This is a genomic window from Pseudomonas sp. FSL R10-0056, assembly GCF_009600105.1.
Lineage (GTDB): Bacteria > Pseudomonadota > Gammaproteobacteria > Pseudomonadales > Pseudomonadaceae > Aquipseudomonas > Aquipseudomonas bubulae.
The window spans coordinates 38570-60218 of the sequence record NZ_WIWL01000168.1 but is presented as its reverse complement, the minus strand read 5'-3'; the positions used below and the strand labels follow the sequence as shown (position 1 = coordinate 60218).

The following is a 21649-nucleotide window of genomic DNA, read 5'->3' as shown; positions in this document are numbered from 1 at the left end:
CAATGAGGGTATCTGTCATGTCCCATGTCGCGACGTTGCTTGCCATTTTTCCATCACGCATCTCTTTCTCAGGAGGTGCTCAATGAGTATCCCCAGCGCAACTATCGCTTTGCCCCTGACCCCCGAACAGCAGATCGAGCGCCTCAGTGAGCGCAAGGCATTGCGCCGTGCCGCCACAGCCAGCTTTATGGGCAACTTTGTCGAGTGGTTTGACTACGCTGCCTATGGTTACCTGGCGACGGTGATCGCCCTGACGTTCTTCCCGCAAACCGATACCACCACCGGGCTGCTGGCCACTTTCGCGGTGTTCGCCCTGTCGTTTATCGTGCGCCCGTTCGGTGGTCTGGTCTGGGGGCATTTTGGCGACAAGTACGGGCGGCGCAGCGCCTTGTCCTGGTCGATCCTGATCATGACCGTGGCGACTTTTTGCATCGGCATGCTGCCCACCTATAACCAGATCGGTCTCTGGGCACCGGTGTTGCTGTTGTTGATTCGTCTGGTGCAGGGCTTTTCGGCCTCAGGGGAATACGCGGGCGCTTCGGCGTTTCTGGCCGAGTATGCACCTGAGGGCAAGCGCGGTTTTTATACCAGCATCGTACCGGCGAGCACGGCGGCCGGCCTGTTGTTTGGCGCGGTATTTGTCGCGGGCATGCATGCCTTGATGACGGTTGAAAACCTCCACGACTGGGGCTGGCGCCTGCCTTTCCTGCTGGCGGCACCCTTTGGCCTGGTGGGGCGCTATATCCGTGTGCATTTGCAGGACTCACCCAAGTTCCTGGAGATGGAAAAGCGTCTGGAAGCCAAGGAGTGTGCGACCCATGCCCCGGTTCGCGAGTTGCTCACGGTGCATCGTCGACCAGTGTTGATCGGCATTGGCGTGACCTGCCTGAATGCGGTGGCCTTCTACCTGTTGCTCAGTTACATGCCGACCTACCTGTCGACGGAAATGGGCATGAGCGAGAGTGATTCCTTTATCGCGTCCACGGTATCGCTGGCGACTTACATCGGCCTGATCTTTTTGATGGGCAAGCTGTCGGACCGCTATGGCCGCAAGACCATGCTGGTCAGTGCCTCGGTGATGTTCCTGCTGCTGACCTTTCCGCTGTTCGGGATGCTGGGCAACCCGTCACTGCTGGTGATCCTGATGATCCAGATTGCCTTCGGTGCCATCCTGGCAATGAACGACGGCACCTTGCCGTGCTTTCTGGCCGAGATCTTCCCGACCCGGGTGCGCTTCAGCGGTTTTGCCTTCAGCTTTAACGTGGCCAATGCCGTGTTCGGCGGGACTGCGCCGTTTATTGCCACCTGGCTGATTCAGATGACCGGCAACAAAATGGCTCCGGCCTGGTACCTGCTGGCCGCCGCGGCAGTGGCACTGGTGGCGATGCTGGCCAGCCGCGAGACGGCGTACAAGGCGTTGCAGGATTAACCTGCCGCCTCCTACCTCCGTAGCAGCCGGACGCAGCCTCGCTCCGCTCCTCAGCTGCTACGGGTGATGTTTTAGTGCAACGCCACCTGCTTGCGCTCACCAATGGGCGATACACCAAACAGGCGGCTATAGCACTTGGAAAAATGCGCCGCCGAGACAAAGCCACAGGCCAGGGCGATATCCCGCACTTGTGATTCGCTGCGCAGCAACAGGCTCCGGGCCCTGGCCAGGCGTAACTCCAGGTAGTACTGGCTGGGTGTGCGTTGCAGGTGTTTGTGGAACAGGCGTTCTAGCTGACGTACCGACACTTCGTTCAACCGCGCCAGGTCTTCCAGGCTGACCGGCTCTTCCAGATTGGCCTCCATGATTGCCACCACCTGACTCAGTTTGGGCTGCGATGTACCCAGCTTCTGGCGCAGCGGTACCCGCTGTTGCTCTTGCGGCCCGCGGGCTCGGTCACACAGCAGCAACTCGGCAGCGTGGGCCGCAATCTCGCGGCCACCCGGTTCGCGGGCAATCAATTGCAAGGTCATGTCCATCGACGCCACGCCACCCGAGCAGGTATAGCGGTCGCGATCCAGTTCGAATAACTGATTGGAAATAATGATCCCCGGGAAATGGTCCTTGAGGGTTTCGATATCTTCCCAGTGGATGGTGCAGCGATAACCCTTGAGCAGCCCGGCGCGGGCCAGCCAGTAGCTGCCGGTGCAGATCCCGCCCAGCGCCACTTGTTCGTGGGCCAGTTTGCGCAGCCAGTTGAGCACCGGGCGGCTGCTGAGGTGGGAGACGATCGGGTTTGAACCCACCACCAGCAAAATGTCCAGTTTTGGTGCATCGCCGATCACATAGTCGGGCAGGATGCGCATGCCGTTGCTGGCCATGACCGGATCAAGGGTGGGGGCAATGATAACGCTGCGAAACATTTCACAACGCGCTGCCATATTGGCCATGCGCAAGGTTTCGATGGCCGAGGCAAAACCGATGGTGGTGAAGTTTGGTATCACCAGAAAGCCCACGGTCTTCACGGCAGGCATATTTATCGGTGACGCTGTAACAGGCGTTGCCATCCTTACGCTCCTTATTATGATCCGGGACGCGTCTGGCGTCGGGGTTCACCCAGGTTGTTGCAGCGCCAGAGCGGAGCCGGCGGTGCAAGGCACTGTGTTGTAGGGCGTAACGAAGCATTTGTTGTGCCAGTGGCTAACAGCTTGTTATTGCGGCAAAAATTTATCGCTGACAAAGGCTGAATAGTCGGGCAGAACGGTTTCGATCTTGCCCTGCTCCTTGAGGAACAGGGCCGTCCCGGCGATACTTTTGGCCGTGCCACCCCCCAGCAACTGCGCCGACTTTTGCTCGGCTGCCGAAGGGAAGTGCGCGCCGTGCAGCAACTCGGGGATGTCTTCGGGGCTGGCGCCGGTCAGCCGGGCGATTGTCTGCACCTGCGGCGAATCGGTAGTCCAGGCGGTCTGGTGGGCGTTGTAGTCGGCGATGGCATCGAGGCTGACTTTGGCGAATTTAGCGACGATTTCCGGATGTTTGTCCGCGAAATCCTTGCGTGCGACCCAGACTTCAAAAGTCGGTGCGCCCCATTCGCTGACCTGGCCGGCGTCGGTGAGGATTTTCCCGGTCTTGCGAATTTCCCCCAGGGCAGGTGACCAGGTGAACGCGCCGTCGATATCGCCACGCTTCCAGGCTGCGGTGATTTGCGCAGGGCTGAGGTTGACCACCTTGACCTGCTGCGGGGTCAGGTTCCAGTGTTTCAGCGCGCCTAGCAGGCTGTAGTGCGACGTCGAGACAAAGGGCGTGGCGATGGTCTTGCCGATCAGGTCCTGCGGGCCGTTGATACCACTGCCGTTACGCACCACCAGGGCTTCGGAACCCTTGATCTGCGCGGTGACGATAAAAGTCACCAGCGGCACATTGCGCGAGGCCGCGGCAGCCAGCGGGCTTGAACCCAGGTTGCCGATCTGCAGGTCTCCGGAGGCCAGTGCCGACACCACCGCCGGACCCGAATCAAAGCGGCGCCAGTCAATCTTTTCACCGATGGCTTTCTCGTAACTGCCCTCGGCCTGGGCCAGTTTGGTGGGGTCGATGCCGGTGATATAGCCGATGGTCAAATCAGCTGCCTGCGCGCCGAAGCTGAGGCCTGCGAGGGAAAGAGCAATCAGGAGTGTGCGCACGGACATGGCTTGGACCTTGTTGTAAGAAGATAAAAAGGAGGTGTCCGGCGGTCCGGTGCAGCGAATCTAAGTGCTTTAAATCAAAGGGGAAAATACCGTTTTGGAACTAGCTTAGAGCGCCCGGCCACACACCCTGGTTGCGGCGTGCATGATCCGGGTCAAACGTCGTGGCGGTAAAAGCCGGTACAAGCGTCCTGTGAGGAGTCCATAACAAAACCAGCACGGCCCGTTTCGAGGGGACCACCCCAGATCGACGCCTTAAAGGAATAACGCGATGCTTTCTACCTTTCCACGTCTGGCATTAGCCGGCTTGACGTTGCTGTGTACCCTTGGGGTGCAGGCCAGCGAGCCGACCCCGGCAGCCAACCCCGAGAAAAACCTGATTGAACGCGGCCACTATGTGGCCCGGCTCGGTGACTGCATTGCCTGCCATACCGCCATGGGCGGGGCCGAGATGGCGGGCGGGCTCGAGCTGAAAACGCCAATGGGCACGATTTACTCGAGCAATATCACCCCGGATCCCGAGACAGGTATCGGCCAGTACAGCTTTGAACAGTTCGACAAGGCCATGCGCCAGGGCGTGACACCTGCGGGGAAAAACCTCTATCCGGCGATGCCGTATCCGTCTTACGCGAAGATGAGCGAAGACGATATGCGCGCCCTGTATGCCTACCTGATGCACGACGTGGCCCCGGTAAAAATGGCTAATCTGGAAGCCGATATGGGCTTCCCGTTCAACCAACGCTGGGGGCTGGCGCTGTGGAACTGGGCGTTTGTCGATAATCAGCCGTTTGTCCCCGACCCGGACAAAAGCGTCGAACTGAACCGTGGCGCCTATCTGGTGCAGGGCTTGGGGCATTGCGGCTCGTGCCATACGCCGCGTGGTATCGCCTTTCAGGAAAAGGCCATGAGCGATGACGGCAGTGCCGGCAAGCACTATCTGGCGGGGGAAACCGTCGAGCACTGGCGCGCCTTGAGTCTGCGCAACCTGTGGACGGTGGGGGACACCGTGCAGTTGCTCAAGACCGGACAAAACCGTTTTGCTACGGTGTCGGGCAATATGGCTGATGTGATCCACCACAGTACCCAGCACTTTACCGATGCAGACTTGACTGCCATCGCCAGCTATTTGAAATCGCTACCTGCAGGCAAGGATGATTTACCGATGCCAGCCGTGGCGATCACACCCGCCAAGGCACCGGATACGCTGTACAGCAGCCGTGGCGGGTTGGGTTACACGCAGTTCTGCGCTGATTGCCATCGCCCGGATGGCGGCGGGGTCAAAGGCATGTTCCCGCCGTTGAACGGCAACCCGGGGATCGTTGCGGCCAACCCGACGACACTCCTGCATATCACCCTGACCGGCTGGAAAACCCCGCAAACAGCAACGCATCCGCGGGTGTACACCATGCCTGGCTTCGCCCGGCTGGGCGATGATGAAATTGCCGAGATCCTCAGCTTTGTGCGCAGCAGCTGGGGCAACGCGGCTCCAGCGATCAAGCCAGGGCAAGTCGCGAAGATGCGCAAGCAGTTGAACCCCGAGACTGTCGACGAGACCGCCTTTGTCACCCCGCGCCTGGCCAATCTGCTCAGTGCCGCCAATGCCGATCAGGTGGTGCGCGGCATGCGCCTGCATCTGCAAACCAAGGCGCTGTTACCGGATAACGTCGGCAATGCCCTGAACTGTACCAGTTGCCACTTGAACGCAGGCACCGTGGCCGATGGCTCGCCTTTTGTCGGGGTCTCGGCGTTCTTCCCCGGCTATGCGCCACGGGCGGGCAAGGAAGTGACACTGGAGGAGCGGATCAATGGTTGTTTCCGTCGCTCGATGAATGGCCAACCCTTGCCCGTAGCCTCGCCGGATATGCAGGCGATGGTGGCGTATTTTGACTGGATGAAAATGAACACGGTAGCGGGGGACAAGGTTGCGGGCCGTGGCGTGGGCAAGGTCGATCCGAAAATCGTCCCCGATCCGGAAAACGGCAAACTGATCTATGCGCAGCAATGTGCGGTGTGCCACGGTGACGACGGCCAGGGCCTGAAACAGGCCGATGGCAGCTTTGTGTACCCGCCGTTGTGGGGCAACGAGTCGTTCAATATCGGCGCGGGCATGGCGCGCACTTACACGGCGGCGGCGTTTGTGAAACGCAATATGCCGATCGGCTTCCACGAGAAATTCCCGTTAGGGCAGGGTGGATTATCGGATCAGGAGGCAGTGGATGTGGCTGAGTACTTCTCCCATCAACCACGACCTGATTTTGTCGACAAGGCCAAGGACTGGCCCAAGGGTGGCAAACCGGTGGATGCGCGGTATTAAGGGCAAGCACTCCTTACCTCAAAACAGCGTTCGTGTTTGTGTGTTTGCCGGGCTTCAGCGAAGCAAAAAAAAGCCCCGCGACCGAATGTACGCGGGGCCAAAAAATGGTTGGTTGCGGCCAACCAAAGGAGCTCGTTGAATCAGTGCGCGCTGGCGACAGTCTCGGCTTGCCAGCCGCCGCCCAATGCTTTGTAAATAGCCACTACGCCGCGATACAGCTCAACCTCGGCCTGGGCCTGGCTGTCTTCTGCCGCAAGACGCTCGCGCTGGGCATCGAGCAGCACCAGAAAGTCCACCGTGCCTTCGCGATAGCGAATGGCTGCGAGGTCAGCTGCTGTACGACTTGACTCACTTTGACGTATTAACGACAGCAAGCGCTGTTGGCGTTTGCCGTAGTCACTGAAGGCGTTTTCCGACTCTTCCAGCGCCAGCAGTACTTGCTGCTCGTAACTGGCCAGGGCGCCATCGGCCTCTGCATCGGCACCGCGCAGTCGTGCCCGCACGCTGCCCAGGTCAAATGCAGGCCAGGTAATGCGTGGGCCCAGTGCCCAGGCATTGGCTGCTGCTGAACCGATTTGCGAGCCACGCCCGGCAGTAAAACCGAGGAAACCGCTAAGGCTGACCCGCGGGAACAGGTCGGCCTTGGCCACGCCGATACGGGCCGTCGCCGCTGCCAGCTTGCGCTCGGCACTCATGATGTCCGGGCGTCGTTGCAGCAGGTCGCCGGGATTGCCGATATTCAGCGCCTTGGCAATGGCCGGTAGCTGTTTGGGGCTCAGATCCACGCTCAATTGCTCAGGTCGCTGGCCCAGCAAGGTGGCGATACGATTGCGCTCGCGCACCTGCTCGGCCTGCAATTGCGGCACGCTGGCTTCAACCGAGGCAAGGCGGGCGTCAGCGCGCACCACGTCCAGCTGATCGCCAACTCCGGCGTCACGCAGGCTTTCAGTGATGGCCTTGGAGTCCTGCTGGTTTTTCAGGTTATCCAGGGCGATGCGCTCGCGCAGCTGTGCACCCCGTAGTTCACCATAGGCATCCACCAGTTCGGCAATCATGGTCACTTGCAGTTGATACAGATCGGCCGCAGCCGCCTGCTCGTCGGCATCGCTGGCCTCCAGCTCGCGCTGGATACGGCCAAACAAGTCGATTTCCCAGGCCATGTCCAGGCCCAGGTCGTAGCGCTCACTGTTGACGCGCTTCTCGGTGGTGCCCGGAATCTGGCCCTTGCCCACATCGCTGCTGGCGCGGCTGGTGATGGTCGGCATGATGTCGTTGCTGACATCATCGCGAATCGCCCGGGCCGCCCGCAGGCGGGCAAATGCCACGCGCAGCTCGCGGTTGCCAGCCAGAGACTGGGTCACCAGCTGGTTGAGGGTCGGATCGTCAAACTGTTGCCACCAGATCCCTTCAAAATGTGCCCGGTCAAAGCCCTTGAGGGTGTCGGCACTGATCTGTGCCGGGGCCGTGGCCGGGGTCTTGTAGTCCGGGCCCACGGCGCAAGCGCTCAGGGCCAGCACCAACAGGCTCGGCAGAAAAACTTTCACGCTCATTGTTGCGACTCCAACGTGAGGTGCTTGGCCGCTTTGCGCGCTTCACTGCGCTCTACATAGCGGCGAATCAATACATAGAACACCGGCGTCAGCAGCAGGCCGAAGAAGGTCACCCCGAGCATCCCGGAGAACACCGCAACACCCATCGCATGGCGCATCTCTGCACCGGCACCGCTGGACAGCACCAGAGGCACCACACCCATGATGAAGGCGAAGGAGGTCATCAGAATCGGCCGCAGACGCAGACGGCAGGCTTCCAGCACCGCTGCCAGCGGGTCGAGGCCTTCTTCCTGTTTGTCCTTGGCAAACTCGACGATCAGAATCGCGTTCTTGCACGCCAGCCCCACCAGTACGATCAGGCCGATCTGGGTGAAGATGTTGTTGTCACCCCCCGAGATAATCACCCCGGTAATGGCTGAAAGCAGGGTCATGGGCACGATCAGGATCACCGCCAATGGCAGGCTCCAGCTTTCGTACTGGGCAGCCAGTACCAGGAATGCCAGCAGTACACAGAGCGGGAACACGAACAACGCGGTATTGCCTGAGAGGATTTGCTGATAGGTCAGCTCAGTCCATTCGTAGGTCATGCCGTTGGGCAGTTCTTCCTTGAGCAGTTTTTCCATCGCCGCCTCGGCCTGGCCCGAGCTGTAACCCGGTGCTGCGCCGCCGTTGATTTCAGCGGTGACAAAGCCGTTGTAGTGCATCACGCGGTCAGGACCTGCGGTGTCGCTGACCTTGATAAAGGTCGCCAGCGGGATCATTTCGCCCTTGTTGTTACGCACCTTCAGCTGGCCGATCTGCTCGGGTTCGAGACGGAACTGCTGCTCGGCCTGCACATTCACCTGATAAGTCCGACCGAAGCGGTTGAAATCGTTGGCATACAGCGAACCCAGGTAGATCTGCAGGGTATCGAAGATGTCGCTGATGGCAACGCCGTGGGTCTTGGCCTTTTCGCGGTCGATAGCGGCATCGACTTGCGGCACGTTGACCTGATAGCTGGTGAACAACCCGGCCAGTTCCGGCACGTTATGGCTCTTGGCAATCACGTTCTGCACTTCTTTGTACAGCTCGTCATAGCCCAGACCACTGCGGTCTTCGACTTGCAGGCGGAAACCGCCAATGGTGCCCAGCCCCTGTACCGGCGGCGGCGGGAAGATGGCGATATAGGCGTCCTGAATGTCGGCAAACTGTGCGTTCAACGCGGCGGCAATCGCCGCTGCCGACTGACTTGGGTCCTTGCGTTCATCAAACGGCTTGAGCGGGGTGAACACGATGCCGCTGTTCGGGCTGTTGGTAAAACCGTTGATCGACAGGCCGGGGAAGGCCACCGAGTTGGCAACGCCAGGTTGCTTGAGAGCAATTTCGGACATGCGTTTTATCACCGCTTCTGTGCGGTCCAGGCTCGCGGCGTCCGGCAGTTGGGCGAAGGCCACCAGGTATTGCTTGTCTTGCGGTGGTACAAAGCCGGTGGGCGTGTGGGCAAAGCCAGCCCAGGTCAGCACCATCAAACCTGCGTAAACCAGCATGGCGATGCCGCTGCCACGGATGATCCGTCGCACGGTACCGACATAGCCGTTACTGGCCTTGACGAAGAAGCGGTTGAACGGGCCGAACAACCAGCCACCGAACATACGGTCCAGCAGACGAGTGAAGCGGTCTTTCGGCGCATGATGGCCTTTAAGCAATACTGCTGCCAGTGCAGGGGACAGGGTCAGCGAGTTGAAAGCCGAGATCACCGTCGAAATGGCAATGGTCAGGGCAAATTGCTTGTAAAACTGGCCGGTCAGGCCCGAAATGAATGCGGCCGGGATAAACACCGCACACAGTACCAGCGCGGTGGCAATGATCGGTCCGGTTACTTCGCGCATGGCCCGCTTGGTTGCATCGACGGGGTTAAGCCCCAGCTCGATATTTCGCTCGACGTTCTCCACCACCACAATCGCATCGTCCACCACGATACCGATGGCCAGCACCAGTCCGAACAGGGACAAAGCGTTGAGCGAGAAGCCAAACATATGCATCACTGCAAACGTACCGATCAGCGATACGGGCACAGCGACCAGCGGGATAATCGAAGCGCGCCAGGTTTGCAGGAACAGGATTACAACCAGTACTACCAGGATCAGGGCTTCAAACAGGGTGTGGACTACCGCTTCAATCGAACCACGAACAAAGATGGTCGGGTCGTAAACGATGTCGAAATCCATGCCCTCCGGGAAGTTCTTTTTCAGCTCGGCCATCTTGGCGCGAACGTCATTGGAGATCTGGATGGCGTTGGAACCCGGACGCTGGAAGATCGGGATCGCCACCGCCGGCTGGTTGTTCAGCAAGGAACGCAAGGCGTACTGGCTGGAGCCCAGCTCAACCCGGGCAATGTCCTTGAGGCGGGTGATCTGGCCATCATCACCGGAGCGGATGATGATGTTCTCGAACTCCTCCTCAGTGACCAGGCGGCCCTGGGTGTTGACCGACAGCTGGAAGCTGGTGGCATTGGGGGCGGGCGGGGCACCGAGGGCACCGGCAGCCACCTGGCGGTTTTGCTCGCGAATGGCGGTCACTACATCAGTGGCTGTCAGGTTGCGCGAGGCAGTTTTGTTTGGATCGAGCCATACCCGCAGCGAGTAATCGCCCATGCCGAACATCTGCACATCGCCAATACCGTTGAGGCGCGCCAGCTCATCCTTGATATTGAGGATGGCGTAGTTGGACAGGTAGAGCATGTCGTAGCGCTTGTCCGGCGAGGTCAAGTGCACAACCATGGTCAGGTCTGGCGAGGCTTTGTCCACCGTGATGCCGATGCGCGTCACTTCTTCCGGCAGTTTGGGCTGGGTGCGCGTCACCCGGTTTTGCACCTGCACCTGGGCGTTGTCCAGGTCCGTGCCCAGGGCAAAGGTGATGGTCAGGGTGATCTTGCCGTCAGCGGTGGACTGCGAAGACATATACAGCATGTTCTCGACACCGGTGATGGCCTGCTCCAGTGGTGCGGCCACGGTGTCACCGATCACCTTGGGGTTGGCACCGGGGAAGTTGGCGCGCACCACAACGGTAGGCGGAACCACTTCAGGGTATTCGCTGATCGGTAACTGGAACAGCGAAATGCCGCCCGCAATCAGGATAAGCAAGGAAAGCACAGCGGCGAAAATCGGCCGCTGAATAAAGAACTGGGAAAAATTCATCGGAGTTATCGTCCCTTAACCGCGAGGAGTCGCGACGCTGGCCAACTTCGGCGCGCCAGTGGCGGGCTTGATTTGTGGCAGGTTGCTGGCTTCCAGGGCTTGTCGTTGTTGTGCCAGGGCGGCGAGGGTCTGTTCGTTGGCCATCGGGATCACTTCAGGCGTTACCGGCGAGCCGGGGCGCACTTTCTGCAGGCCCTTGACGATAATGGTGTCGCCCTTGTTCAAACCGCTGCGAACAATGCGCAGGCCTTCGATTTTCGGGCCCAGGTCCACGGCGCGGTAGGTCGACTTGTTGTCGGCGTCCATCACCAGCACGAATTTCTTGCCCAGGTCGGTGCCCACGGCTTCTTCATTGATCAACACGGCGGAGTAGGTGGCGCTACCGACCAGTTTCAGGCGTGCATACAGGCCGGGGGTAAAGCTGCCGTCGGCGTTGTCGAACACGGCGCGGCCACGGATGGTGCCGGTTTGCGGGTTGACCCGGTTGTCGACGAAGTTCATCTGGCCCAGATGCGGGTTGCCGTCTTCGTTGGACAGGCCCAGGTACACCGGTGTGGTCTGGCCGCGTTGACCCTGACGGGCAAGCTGGTTGTACTTGAGGAACACACGCTCGTCAGCGTCGAAGTAGGCGTACACCTTGTCAGTGGACACCAGGCTGGTCAGCGGCGTGACATCGGCGGTGACGATGTTGCCCGCAGTGATTTCGGCACGGCTGACGCGGCCACTGATCGGTGCAGTGACGCGGGTAAAGCTCAGGTTGAGTTTGGCCAGGTCCAGTTCTGCCTGGATGGCCGCGACGCCGGCACGGGCTTGCTGGGCAGCGGTGGTGCGCGAGTCGGCCAGCTCTGCCGAAATGGCATTGCTCTGGCGCAGACGTTCGCCGCGCTGGGCTTCGTTGTCGGTACGGCTGGCATTGGCGCGGGCCTGTTGCACCTGGGCTTCAAGCTGACGCACGGTGGCCTGGAACGGGCGCGGGTCGATCTGGAACAGCAAGTCGCCCTTTTTCACCAGGGCGCCCTCGGTAAAGGCGACCTGATCAATCTGGCCCGACACGCGTGGACGAATTTCTACAGTCTCTGGAGCTTCCAGGCGACCGGTGAATTCATCCCATTCGTTGACCGGCTGTTCAAGCACCTTGGCCACACTGACTTTTGCAGCTGGAGCCGGAGCAGTCGCTTGGGGAGTTTTGCCGCATGCGCTCATCACCACAATGGCCAGGGCCGCAAGTGGGAAGCGCAAATGTTTAAGTGACTGTTCCATGAGGGGAGTCCGCCGATCTATTGAGATGGGCGGATAATGCTGGCGCGAGTGCTGGCGCACGAATCGAACCCAGCGAAGATCAATATCATCCGGAATGATACAAAGCGTTACCAAGCTCTCTAGCCTGCGCTTTTTGTTAGGAAACTATCAATTAAATTCTGTGTTATTGCCAGCGTAGGGTGTGTTGCACGACGGGTAATAATAACCAATATGTACCACCTGCCACGCTGATTGCTTGCCTAGCTGCGTGCGTCTTTGTGCCAGTCAGGTCACGCATCCATGTCTTCCCTTCATCGATTCACACCCTTACTCACGGCCTTCGATTCCCGGGGCTCAACTGTGCGCACGCTGGCATACCACCGGCAGCGTGCTGGGGACGAACCCCAGGCGCGGCTCCATGCGGTTGATGTTTCGCCACCTTGGCGGGCCGCGCTATCTGGTGGTCGGGGTGCGTAACCCGCACTGATGATGCCCTCGCGTGCAAGCCTGGAGGATGACTATTGTGCTCCGGGCCCGGGCTTGCATCGCGATGTGGTTTGTTCAGCTTGAACCAGGCTCCCAGGTGTCGTTTTCATCTTCGCTGATGCTGTACCAGGTGCAATGGGTCTGGCGGCTTAGATGCCCCCTGGCGTTGAGCTTGCTCGTCATACGGCCCAACGGGTCATAGAACAGCTGATCGCAGTAGCCATCCTTGCGCCGGGCTTCATCATCGATAAAGCGATAGTGATCGGCGAAGTAAGGCCGATAGTTTCGAATGGCCAGGCCCTTGTTGTTGTATTCGACCCTGCCGCTGACCCGCCAGCGATGTTCGCTGAACGCACGCAGGGGCTTGCCGTCACTGTCAAGGCTCAGTCGCCCCGACGGGGCAACCACATACGCTTCACCCGCCGAGGTTTTCTGCTTGGTTTGCAGCTCACGTCCAAAGCCATCGGTGAACGTCAGGCTGATCCGGATTTGCCGGTTAACGCTGTCGTCGCTCGACGGGTAGTTATCGGCTTGCAGCACAGCGGCATAGACCGGTTCGCGGCGTGCCTGGAGGATCTGTTCGTTCAGTTGGCGATTCGCCGTGATGCTCATGTCCAGTGTTGCCAGGCGCATGCGGCCGCTGGCACGAATATATCCGTCCGGAGTCAGATATCCCTGCGTTACCCATTGTGTGCCCGGGGGGGCTGCCGGGATGTGGCCCATCCAGTTGAAAGGGGCGTGGAAGCAGGCGCTGGCAGCATCGAGCAGCGCTGTTTGAGGGTTGTCGATGGCAAAAGCGGGGCTGTCATTGGCTGGGCGCATGTAGTCCGTCAGCGGGGCGAACCCTGTTGGTTTGCCATTTTCCTGGCCGTAAACACTGGTTACTTGCAACTGGCCGAATGCATCGTAGCGCGCTTGCCGAACAGTCCCCTGGGGGTCGGTGATTTCGATGGGCAACATTAACCGGTAGTCATAGACGGCTTGGGTGCTGCAACCGTCCACGGCCGTTACTGCGGCGATATGGCAACCGTAACGGTCATGGGTGAGTGTGGTCGCTGAGTGGCTTTCAGAGGCTCGCAACTGATTGGCCCGGTAGAAACCATGCACGTCGGTGTAACGGGTAAAGCCCTGTTTGAGTGACCACAGGGCTGGCGCTGCGTGGGTGTCTGTTGGCTCAGGCAGGAACAGTCTCATGGGATGGTAATGCTCCTGGACGAGGGTGCTGGCCAGGTCGAACGGGGTTCCTCCGGGCAGTGCAGGTACATCGTCGTAGGCGGCAAGTGCCTGGTCGTCGAGTTCGGCCGACTCTTTGAAGGCCGTCAGCGCCTGAAAGCTGGCCTGGCCCGCCGGTAACGGGGCGTCACTCTGCGCCAGGCAGTAATATTGCACGGACAACCCCCCCAGAGTGCGCTGTGCCTGCGGTCGCACAGGGTTGTCAGCGGTGTTGCCGATTAACAGTTCATAGCTGGTATGCGCGCTGTTGAGGGCTTCTTTTTCAAGCACCAGTGCATTGCTGCGTTGCCGGTAAGGCAGTTGCAGGCGCCAGCGTTGAGGATTGTCCAGATGAATGAACTGCGCCCGGATTTCACTGATGTAGTGCATCTGCTGGGCCGGATCGTGGGTATCGCGCCACCAGGTCTGGTGATGGTGCTCATCGAATGGCGGCAGGTCGGATGCGCGCTTGCGCCGGGCGTAATTTATGGTTACCCCGTGTGTCAGGCTGCCATAACGATCCCGGCGCAGATTGATGATGTGCTGGCAGGCGGGGTCGGTTGCCTCGCGCTCGTGGCGGTAGACCCGTGACTCCAGGGCAAGTACCAGCAGGGATTCGGGCGTCTGCAATTGACGCAGCATATAGCGGTACTGGCTGACGGTAAAAGGCACTCGTGACGATTCCGGGTCATCGGCCGCAAACACTTCTTCACGCAGTACCAGCCCGCTCAGTGCCAGAGCCATCCTGCGCCCGGAAGCAGGCGGTGGCAGTACGCTGTCTTGCTCCTTATCGGCTTCCAGGCGGGTCAGCAGTGTGTTGCCTGGCGCAAGGGCCAACCTGTCGCCCGCCCAGTATTGGTCCTGCGGCATATCAAGGGCTTTTCCGGTGTGAAACCAGGTCTTGCGCAGCAAGGGTGCGGTTGCTGCCTTGTCGAGTTTCTGGCCGGCAGGGCCCTCGGTGTCGGTTGCCATCAGCAAACCGAAGCCCTGGAACTTGCGTTCGAGACTGTCGTAGAAACCTTCCCTGTAAGTGAAGCGTTGGGTCAGTTGATTGCCGCTGATCTGATCCAGCTGTTGCTGCTCGCTGACCAGATGCAGCGCAAATGGCAGGCCACCGGTGCGCTGTGTCCGTTGCGGTTTTTCGTCCAGCCACTCCTGGGCACTGCTGCGGTAGGTAACCCGGCCTGAGGCTCCCATATTGTTGTCGGTACCGATCAACAAATAGGGTTTTTGCCGAACAAATTCGTATCGCCAGTGACGGGCTGAAGGGAGAAGGACGGAGAGGATCAGGCTGGTACAGCCCAGCCCTTGCAGGTCGGCCACACTGACCTGGCAAAAGCGGTCATGCCTGACCCCCTCGGGCCAGGGCAGCGCTGTCGGCACGGCTTGCAGGCCGTTGCCGCAGAGGTTCATGAAAATCAGTGCCCGATCGGGCTGAAGGTAGATCAGGTCACTGGCGCCGGAGCCATCCAGATCGGCCAGCAGTACTCGCGAGGCCTCGAATTCGGCGTAGGTGAAGGGCAGGGTGGCGAATACGAACCCTTTGCCAAATCGGCCCCGGCCCAGATTTGGCCAGCACTTGATTTCATCATGACGAATGCGCACCAGGTGTTGCTGGCCACTGCCCAGCAGATCGCTGAACGCCATCAGTTCAGTTTCGCTATTGCCGGGCAGTGGCAGATCGTTATCGGGATGCGGCATGTCCGCGGCAGGGGCAAAACCCTGCGAGCCCTTGTTGCGATAGAGCCGCACACTGTTGCGGCCAATCAGCGCCAGGTCGTCAATACCGTTACCCATCAGGTCGGCGAGCTGGGCTGTCGGCTGGAAGAACTCCTGCGGCAATGCTGCAAAAGGCGCGAAGTTTGCCCAGCTCCGGTCGTTTTCCAGGGTGAAAAAGCCACTCATGCCCGGCTGGGCGATGATCCACTCCAGCTGGCCGTCGCCATTGAGGTCCGCCAGGGACTGGTACAGCGCACCGGTCTGCTGTGCCACCGGGATACGCTCCAGCATTTGCAGCGGGCCATAGGCGACGTCATCAGGCTCGACCGGGTTGGCAGCCCGGACGGGTTCGCGGTAGTACCAGCTTTTGTCAGAGCGCCAGAGCACTCCCGGCAAGCCGTCGTTGTAGAGGTCAACCAGTTGATAGCGCTGGTTGTCGTTGATACCGTCCAAAGCGTCAAAGCGTTGATAGCCTGAAGGCATGCCAGTTAACTGGAAGTCGCTGTAAGTCAGCTCCAGGGGCGGCCAGTGGCAGATCTTTGCGCTGGCATCGCAGGCCTGGCTGTGCAGGGCCTGCAACAGGCTGCCTGCGGTTGCGGTGGTCATGTACTCCAGCAGCAGCCGGCGGGTCAACACCGGTTCGCGGCCCATTGCAGGCTCTTCAGGAAAGTAGTGGAACATCAGGACTTGCCGGCAAAGACGCCGGCTCGCCAGTTCAAAGCCATAGGCATAGTTACACATTGGATCACTGCGTTCCGGCCATGGTTGTTGCACCCCATAGGAAGGGAGGCGAGTCAGATCAGTTGTGCGTTCGCCGTAGTCAAAGAGCAATTCAAAATGCCATTGTTTTTGCGCCGGGGTTTCAACTGTCCACAGTTCCAGATGCTCCCTGGGCACGATATTGGTGTAGCCGATACGGGCAAGGTAGCGCTGGGCGCTGTAGTCTCGAGGGCCACTGCCCCGGGTGTCAGCCTTGTACTGATAGTAGATCTGCTCGCCGTGGGGGTTGAGGCTTTCCTCAAGCAGCCATTGGGCAACATGGGCAGGCGCCTGTGGATCGGCGATGCGGGCCGCGTGCGTTTTGCCAAACAGGTGCAGGTTGCCGTCTGCGCCCTGGACCAGCCAGAACCCTGCGGTGTCTGACGTCGATGACCAGTGTTCAATGCGATCGAAAGTGGTTTCGTGGCGTGGCAGGTAGCGCACCACAGTGTAGGTGGTGTTCAGTTGAAGTCCGTTGAAACGGCTGCTGGAACGGGTTTGCAGCATGCCTTGGGCTGTCCGTTCGGGGAGCAGTTCCGTACCTGACGGACCGATAAATACATCCTCACTGTCATAGGCGGGTACGCCCTTGAGCGTGCTGCGTGCAATCGAGCCAGCGAAGGCTGCCCAACCGATTCCGAACGGGCCATTACCCAGGGCACTGTTGTAAGTCAGGCTGATGGCCGGGTCGAAACCCCGGCCCGGCGACAGTGGCAGGGGAACCTCGAACGAGGCCGCACCGGTCATACCGACGGCTCCCCATGTGGTGCCGATACTGTGTATTGCGCCTCCGCCCTTGGGCAAGGACGGTGTTTGCACCTCGCCTGTGCCGTGTTGTTGAGTCGTCATCCCTGACCTCCTGCGCTTCTCGCGGTGTAGCGCACATGTACGATGATGTCGCTGAGGGAATTGAGCATGGATGACTGGGCTGCAGGGTTGGGAAACGCCAGTCGCCATCTGGACACTGCCCCGGTGTACTCGAAGGGCAGATAGCGTTCGTCATTATCGAAGTTGAGGGTGAACTGGCCGCTGTCATTGAGCCCTGTGGACAGTGCGACCTGCTCCCTGACCCGCATGTTGTCGAGCATATCGTCGTCTTTTGCAGACAGGTGGGTTCGGTTCCAGGTCTGGGTCAGGGTCGCGCAAATGTCTTCATAAGGTCCGAGCGTGGCAGGCAGCGAGACGCTGACGCTTTTTATCCGGCGCAGGTAATGACCGGGGTAGTCGTCGTCGAACAGCGCCTTGCTCAACTCAAAATCCACGGTGCCATTGACGATCATTTCGTGCTTCAGCGACGCCCAGTCCTTGTTCAGCGTGGGCACCCGATCCTTGCCATGCAACAGGCGCAAGGACAGGGTTTTGCTGATTTCCAGTTCACGCTGGTTACGTTGCATATAGGCAGTATTCATGTTCTGCAGGTCGAGCTTGAGCGACTCGCCTGCGGTCAGCCCCTTGAATTGATTGTGCCAGTGGCTGCTTTGGATAAAACGAGTGCTCCAGTCCGCACGTTCAAATTGCCAGCATGCCTGTGCGCTCAAGCACAACGAATGGGCTGCGTCGTAGGCCTGATAGTAGAAAGAAGCCAGATGACTATTGAGCCACTGATACAACTGTGCGCTGGAAAAATGCTTGCTGAGCACCTCGTAGGTGAATCTGGCCTGCTCCATAGCTGTTTCCGTGTGTCTGAGTTGCAAGCGCAGCACCGTGTTCTGCTGTTCGTGGGCCTGCAGTTGCAAGTCGGCCTGAATGAGCTCCTGACGGCACTGCTCCAGGGCCTGGGACCACTCCTGGACGCGGCGGTTGAACAGCGCTGTACGATCCAGATGACCGGCATTGGCGCGTTTCTCATTAGCCATATTTCGGGCCGCAGCCTGAATCGCATAAAAGGCGCCTTCATAGCGCATCCCGCCGTTGGAGGTGCCGAAAATATTGGGTGCCAGCATCGCCAGCCCTGCAGCAGCCTCGGCTACGGATGCTTTGGTTTCCCACTGTGCGCTTTCAAGATATTGCTGGCTGGCCTGTGCTTCGGCTGGAGAGATACCCTCATTGAGCAGTTTTTCGAAATACTGCTGGCGGCTTACCAGTACCTGGCGACCGGCCAGCAGCGCCTCGCGGTTGGCTTCGTTAGCCCGCATGCCCTGACGTTGTTGATCGACGGCGATTCTGGCGAGGTCCCAGGCATGTTGTTGCTGTAACTGAAGGTGCTCGTTCTGCTCTTTGCGCTCGAACAGCACAAGCAGGGTATTACCGAGCTGGATGACATTCTCGACCAGGGTCGCGGCATGGGCATGGACAACCTGGTAGCGATAATGGCCGATTTCCCTGGTTTGTTGGCGGGTCGCAGACAATGGGTCAGAGCTGGCATTGTGGGCGTAGTGGCTCAACAGCAGGTGCGGAGCCAGCGCGGGTGCGAACAGTGCCTGTTGCAAGGGTTTTGCGCTGATACTGAGGTGATGTCGAAGGTTGTAGAGACGACTTTCAAGTTTGTCCCAGCGTGACACCAGATCCGGATTCAGGGGCAGGTACAGGGTGCTCTGGCTTGATGCGCCCAGATCCTGCAGGGTTAAGGGTTGCCAGGGATCGGCTCGGCTGATTTGCGGCCTTGGCCCCAGCAGGCTACTGGCCCGAACGTACCAGAGCTTGGCCTCTGCCAGGCTATCGGCACTGGCTTGACGATAAGCGGCATCGCCGCGATTGAGCAGGATGTCCAGGTACAACATATATAACGCTTGGCGGAAACAGGACGGGCTACTGAGGGCTATCTGGTGCGGATCGTCCGGGTTGTCCTGCTGGTAACCCGGCTCTGATTTGTCCTGGGTCAGGGCCGGCACTTTCCAATATCTTGAGTGTTGCTGCGGTTCAGTTGCCCTGCTTTCTGGATCGAAGATGTATTTGAGCCAGGATTGGGCCTCGGCATAACGCTGCTCCATGTTCAATCGGCAGGCCACCAGCCAAGGAAGGAAGAGGAACAACTCCCGGAAATACTTGCCATGGGCGCCATGAAAATCCAGGGAGTGGGGCTTGGCATTGCTGGTAAGCGCCGGTTCGTGCGATTGATTTGTGGCTATCGTAAACAGCCGGTCGAGACTGACATTGGCGGCGGCGCTCAGGTGTCTGCCAATAGTGGTGTTCATGTGGATCGGCGCACGAAGGGTTCTCGGTGAAGCCACATCGCTGTACTTGAGAAGGGAGCCGCTGAAGTCGATAAACTCGGCTGTTCCTTCAGGCTGCGCCGGGCTGCGTGAGATTCTGGGCGCCAGAGGTGTAATGGGGGTGGCGTTATTGGGATCCAGTTTCAGTCTCAGTGACTTCAGTGCATAACCTCGCAGGCTGCGGCTGTTATGGCGTGTGTCCGTGTCGTAAATCAATACTCCGTGAAGGATCGTGATTGGCCGGGTACCCGTGCTTGCAATGCTGCTCACTTCCTCTTCAGGCCGGAGCGTTTCAGGATTGAGTTGAATATGGGCGCTGAACAGATGGGCCGGGGTCAGGCTTGTAAATACGCCGTTGAGTGCGCGGCGGGAGGTATTGGGTTCACCGACGATATAGCTGTTGTTGCGATGGATGTTGTAAGGGTGCGGTGTGTTTTCGTCCCGTGGAGTCATGATCACGGGCTTGTAGTGGCGGGTATATAACGTGGCAATGACACTATCAAATAACCAGTCATTCTGACTGTTCACTTGCTCATTGAGTGTGGCGTAAAAATGAAGAGTAATGCGGTGGTCGGAATGAGCGTTTTCAAACAAGGTATTGAAAGCGTCGTATTCGATGTATCTGCCTTCCAGCGAAACGTTCCAGTCTTTGCGTACGGCACTTAACCTTTGCGGTTTTACGACGCTGAGGGCGTCGTCGGGAAATTCATATATCAGGCTGGAATAGGTAACGCCGGTTTTGTGACTGGTCATGGAGACCGATACCCAGCTGCAGGGTGGGATCAGTTCGGTCTTGAGAGTCAGCAGCGAGCTAGGTTCCAGCTTGAGTTTGCCGCTGCTACCGGGAAGCGGCCGCAGAAGGGCAAGATGGAGAGTAAGTTCGGCCCGGTTGGTACTCGCCCTGAAGGTGACCGACTGCTGTTCGGGGAATGCTTTTTCAAGCCTGGCGTTGACTTCCAGCGCACAGGATGTGGTGTTGAAGACAATATCGCTGTGGTAGTGCTGGTCACTTATATAAGCCTGTTTGTTCTCGAAGTTCCAACCTGTAAATGCCGGGGTCGGGGTACTGCTGACGATGTCTGTTATTGCGACGGTTTCGCTGGTCGAGGCGTGGAAATTGAAATTTCGCGAATTGTTGTAGATGAACAGGGATAAATAACGTTTTGCCAGTTTTTCGTGTTCAGCGTTGGGTTTAAGGTCTGCCACTGTGCCCCTTGAGAATAACCGCTCACTGCTTAAGTCCTGGTCGAGTCTCACGGCCTGGAAAAAGTCTCTGCGGGTGTGATCCCTGCCGGCGACGGGCTTTTGCGGAGCATGGGCGTTCAGCCCTAAAAACAAGGATGCCGGGCTAGTACTGGTGTCCAGCACTGCCACTGTTTCAGTCGCCTGCATCAAGGCGTTCTGGTCCAGTTTGTTAAGCTCTTTCATCACGCAGTATTCATCACTGCACACCCGTGGCACGCTCCAGCTGCCATCGTATTTCATGTAGGAGAAGTAAAGGCGGAACTGAATGAAACGACTTTTCAGGTAGTTTTCCAGGCGTGCTTTATAGTTTTTTTCCGATTCGTCAGGCTCTGACCAGAAATAATCAGCGCTGTAACTGGCCGCTGCCGGGGATATGCATTGAGCCCAGACAACAAACAGGCGGTTGTTAAAGCAAATCGGACGGACGCTGTGCTCCGGGATGTTTTCCGAGGCAGGCAGAGGTATTTTTTTCCAGTCAGACCAGGCGCCGGGCTGTGGTGCGTCCTGCTTGAGGGCAGGGGCACCCCCTGTGGCGGGATGCAAGTAGCGCCTGGACATATCCAGCGAGCGCCAGTAGTAAGTGTTCTCGACAGTTGATCGGGCAACAAAGTAGTAAGTGCTCTCGGCGAACCTGTCTTTTTCACCATCAATGTAACCATTCAGGGTCTTGAGGCTGCAGATCTCTTCAAATCGGGCCAAGTAGCGTTGAATGGCAGGCAGTATATTGTCCGAGTTAATTCGACATTGATTTATGTCGTTCTCAAGCTGCTGGAAACTTTCGGTTTTATCACGGCGTAACATCGGGTTCAGATAGTTGGCCGGAAAGCTGCGTAACTGTTGAATCGCACGCCAAACCGAATAGGCATGCAGATTGTTGCGCCAGGTGTTTTGTTGTTTGGTTGTCATGCCAAGTTTGTCGTAGCCAGGCTCCAGCCCCACTGAAATGGCGTTGATATATTGCTGCAGGCTGGCAATGGCGCTGGCCACACGACTGGTAGGCACTGCCTGACTGACTTGCACATCCAGCAGCCAGTAGGTGTACAGGTCGTTGGCGTTGTTGATTGTGTGCTTGCGAGCCGGGGTTTGCAGGGTGGTGTCTTCAGGCAGCACGTAGGTGAGGTAGAACGCGAGCAAGGCATCGCGCAGCTGCTCATTGAGTTGCCGGTGGCGTTGGTCAGACATGGA

At 58.8% G+C, this 21649-nt stretch carries 9 protein-coding genes; 2 read left to right on the top strand and 7 right to left on the bottom strand.

Translation table 11 applies throughout. The annotated features are described in order from the left end of the window. The first annotated feature begins 187 nt into the window (after positions 1-187). Positions 188-1429 carry an MFS transporter gene (locus GHO42_RS09355; RefSeq protein ID WP_371926129.1) on the top strand — a complete coding sequence of 414 codons (1242 nt, stop codon included), beginning with the start codon at positions 188-190 and terminating at the stop codon, positions 1427-1429. A gap of 71 nt (positions 1430-1500) precedes the next feature. On the opposite strand, the gene GHO42_RS09350 is transcribed toward GHO42_RS09355, so the two are convergent. Together GHO42_RS09350 and tauA are read right to left on the bottom strand one after the other, a co-directional pair. Further along, positions 1501-2496 carry a GlxA family transcriptional regulator gene (locus GHO42_RS09350; protein WP_095000345.1) on the bottom strand — a complete coding sequence of 332 codons (996 nt, stop codon included), beginning with the start codon at positions 2494-2496 and terminating at the stop codon, positions 1501-1503. A 144-nt stretch (positions 2497-2640) separates the two neighbouring features. Then, on the bottom strand, positions 2641-3615 hold the full coding sequence (tauA, locus tag GHO42_RS09345; protein WP_133144556.1) for a taurine ABC transporter substrate-binding protein: 975 nt from the start codon (positions 3613-3615) through the stop codon (positions 2641-2643). A gap of 268 nt (positions 3616-3883) precedes the next feature. On the opposite strand from tauA, the gene GHO42_RS09340 reads away from it, so the two are divergent. Next, positions 3884-5926 (top strand): c-type cytochrome, encoded by a 2043-nt coding sequence (locus tag GHO42_RS09340; protein WP_133144557.1) that lies wholly within the window; start codon positions 3884-3886, stop codon positions 5924-5926. Positions 5927-6066: 140 nt separating this feature from the next. Here GHO42_RS09340 and GHO42_RS09335 read toward each other — a convergent pair whose 3' ends face one another. The 5 genes from GHO42_RS09335 to GHO42_RS09315 all read right to left on the bottom strand — a co-directional run bounded on the left by GHO42_RS09335 (position 6067) and on the right by GHO42_RS09315 (position 21646). Next, entirely contained in the window at positions 6067-7476 is a 1410-nt protein-coding gene (locus tag GHO42_RS09335) for an efflux transporter outer membrane subunit (RefSeq protein ID WP_133144558.1), read from the bottom strand. After that, positions 7473-10652 (bottom strand): efflux RND transporter permease subunit, encoded by a 3180-nt coding sequence (locus GHO42_RS09330; protein WP_095000341.1) that lies wholly within the window; start codon positions 10650-10652, stop codon positions 7473-7475. Before GHO42_RS09330 ends, GHO42_RS09335 begins: the two co-directional genes overlap by 4 nt. A gap of 15 nt (positions 10653-10667) precedes the next feature. Further along, a complete protein-coding gene (gene mexE, locus GHO42_RS09325) occupies positions 10668-11912 on the bottom strand; it encodes a multidrug efflux RND transporter periplasmic adaptor subunit MexE (protein WP_095000340.1) in 1245 nt (414 codons plus the stop codon). Between the two features lie 540 nt (positions 11913-12452). After that, complete coding sequence (locus GHO42_RS09320; protein WP_153326225.1) at positions 12453-16916, bottom strand: SpvB/TcaC N-terminal domain-containing protein; 4464 nt, start codon at positions 16914-16916, stop codon at positions 12453-12455. Further along, a complete protein-coding gene (locus tag GHO42_RS09315; RefSeq protein WP_153326227.1) occupies positions 16913-21646 on the bottom strand; it encodes a neuraminidase-like domain-containing protein in 4734 nt (1577 codons plus the stop codon). Before GHO42_RS09315 ends, GHO42_RS09320 begins: the two co-directional genes overlap by 4 nt. Positions 21647-21649: the final 3 nt, after the last annotated feature.

Bases quoted from the DNA above. Each gene is read 5' to 3' on its own strand.
- GHO42_RS09355 (WP_371926129.1), top strand. From the start codon at position 188: ATGGGCAACTTTGTCGAGTGGTTTGACTACGCTGCCTATGGTTACCTG.
- GHO42_RS09350 (WP_095000345.1), bottom strand. From the start codon at position 2,496: ATGGCAACGCCTGTTACAGCGTCACCGATAAATATGCCTGCCGTGAAG.
- tauA (WP_133144556.1), bottom strand. From the start codon at position 3,615: ATGTCCGTGCGCACACTCCTGATTGCTCTTTCCCTCGCAGGCCTCAGC.
- GHO42_RS09340 (WP_133144557.1), top strand. From the start codon at position 3,884: ATGCTTTCTACCTTTCCACGTCTGGCATTAGCCGGCTTGACGTTGCTG.
- GHO42_RS09335 (WP_133144558.1), bottom strand. From the start codon at position 7,476: ATGAGCGTGAAAGTTTTTCTGCCGAGCCTGTTGGTGCTGGCCCTGAGC.
- GHO42_RS09330 (WP_095000341.1), bottom strand. From the start codon at position 10,652: ATGAATTTTTCCCAGTTCTTTATTCAGCGGCCGATTTTCGCCGCTGTG.
- mexE (WP_095000340.1), bottom strand. From the start codon at position 11,912: ATGGAACAGTCACTTAAACATTTGCGCTTCCCACTTGCGGCCCTGGCC.
- GHO42_RS09320 (WP_153326225.1), bottom strand. From the start codon at position 16,916: ATGACGACTCAACAACACGGCACAGGCGAGGTGCAAACACCGTCCTTG.
- GHO42_RS09315 (WP_153326227.1), bottom strand. From the start codon at position 21,646: ATGTCTGACCAACGCCACCGGCAACTCAATGAGCAGCTGCGCGATGCC.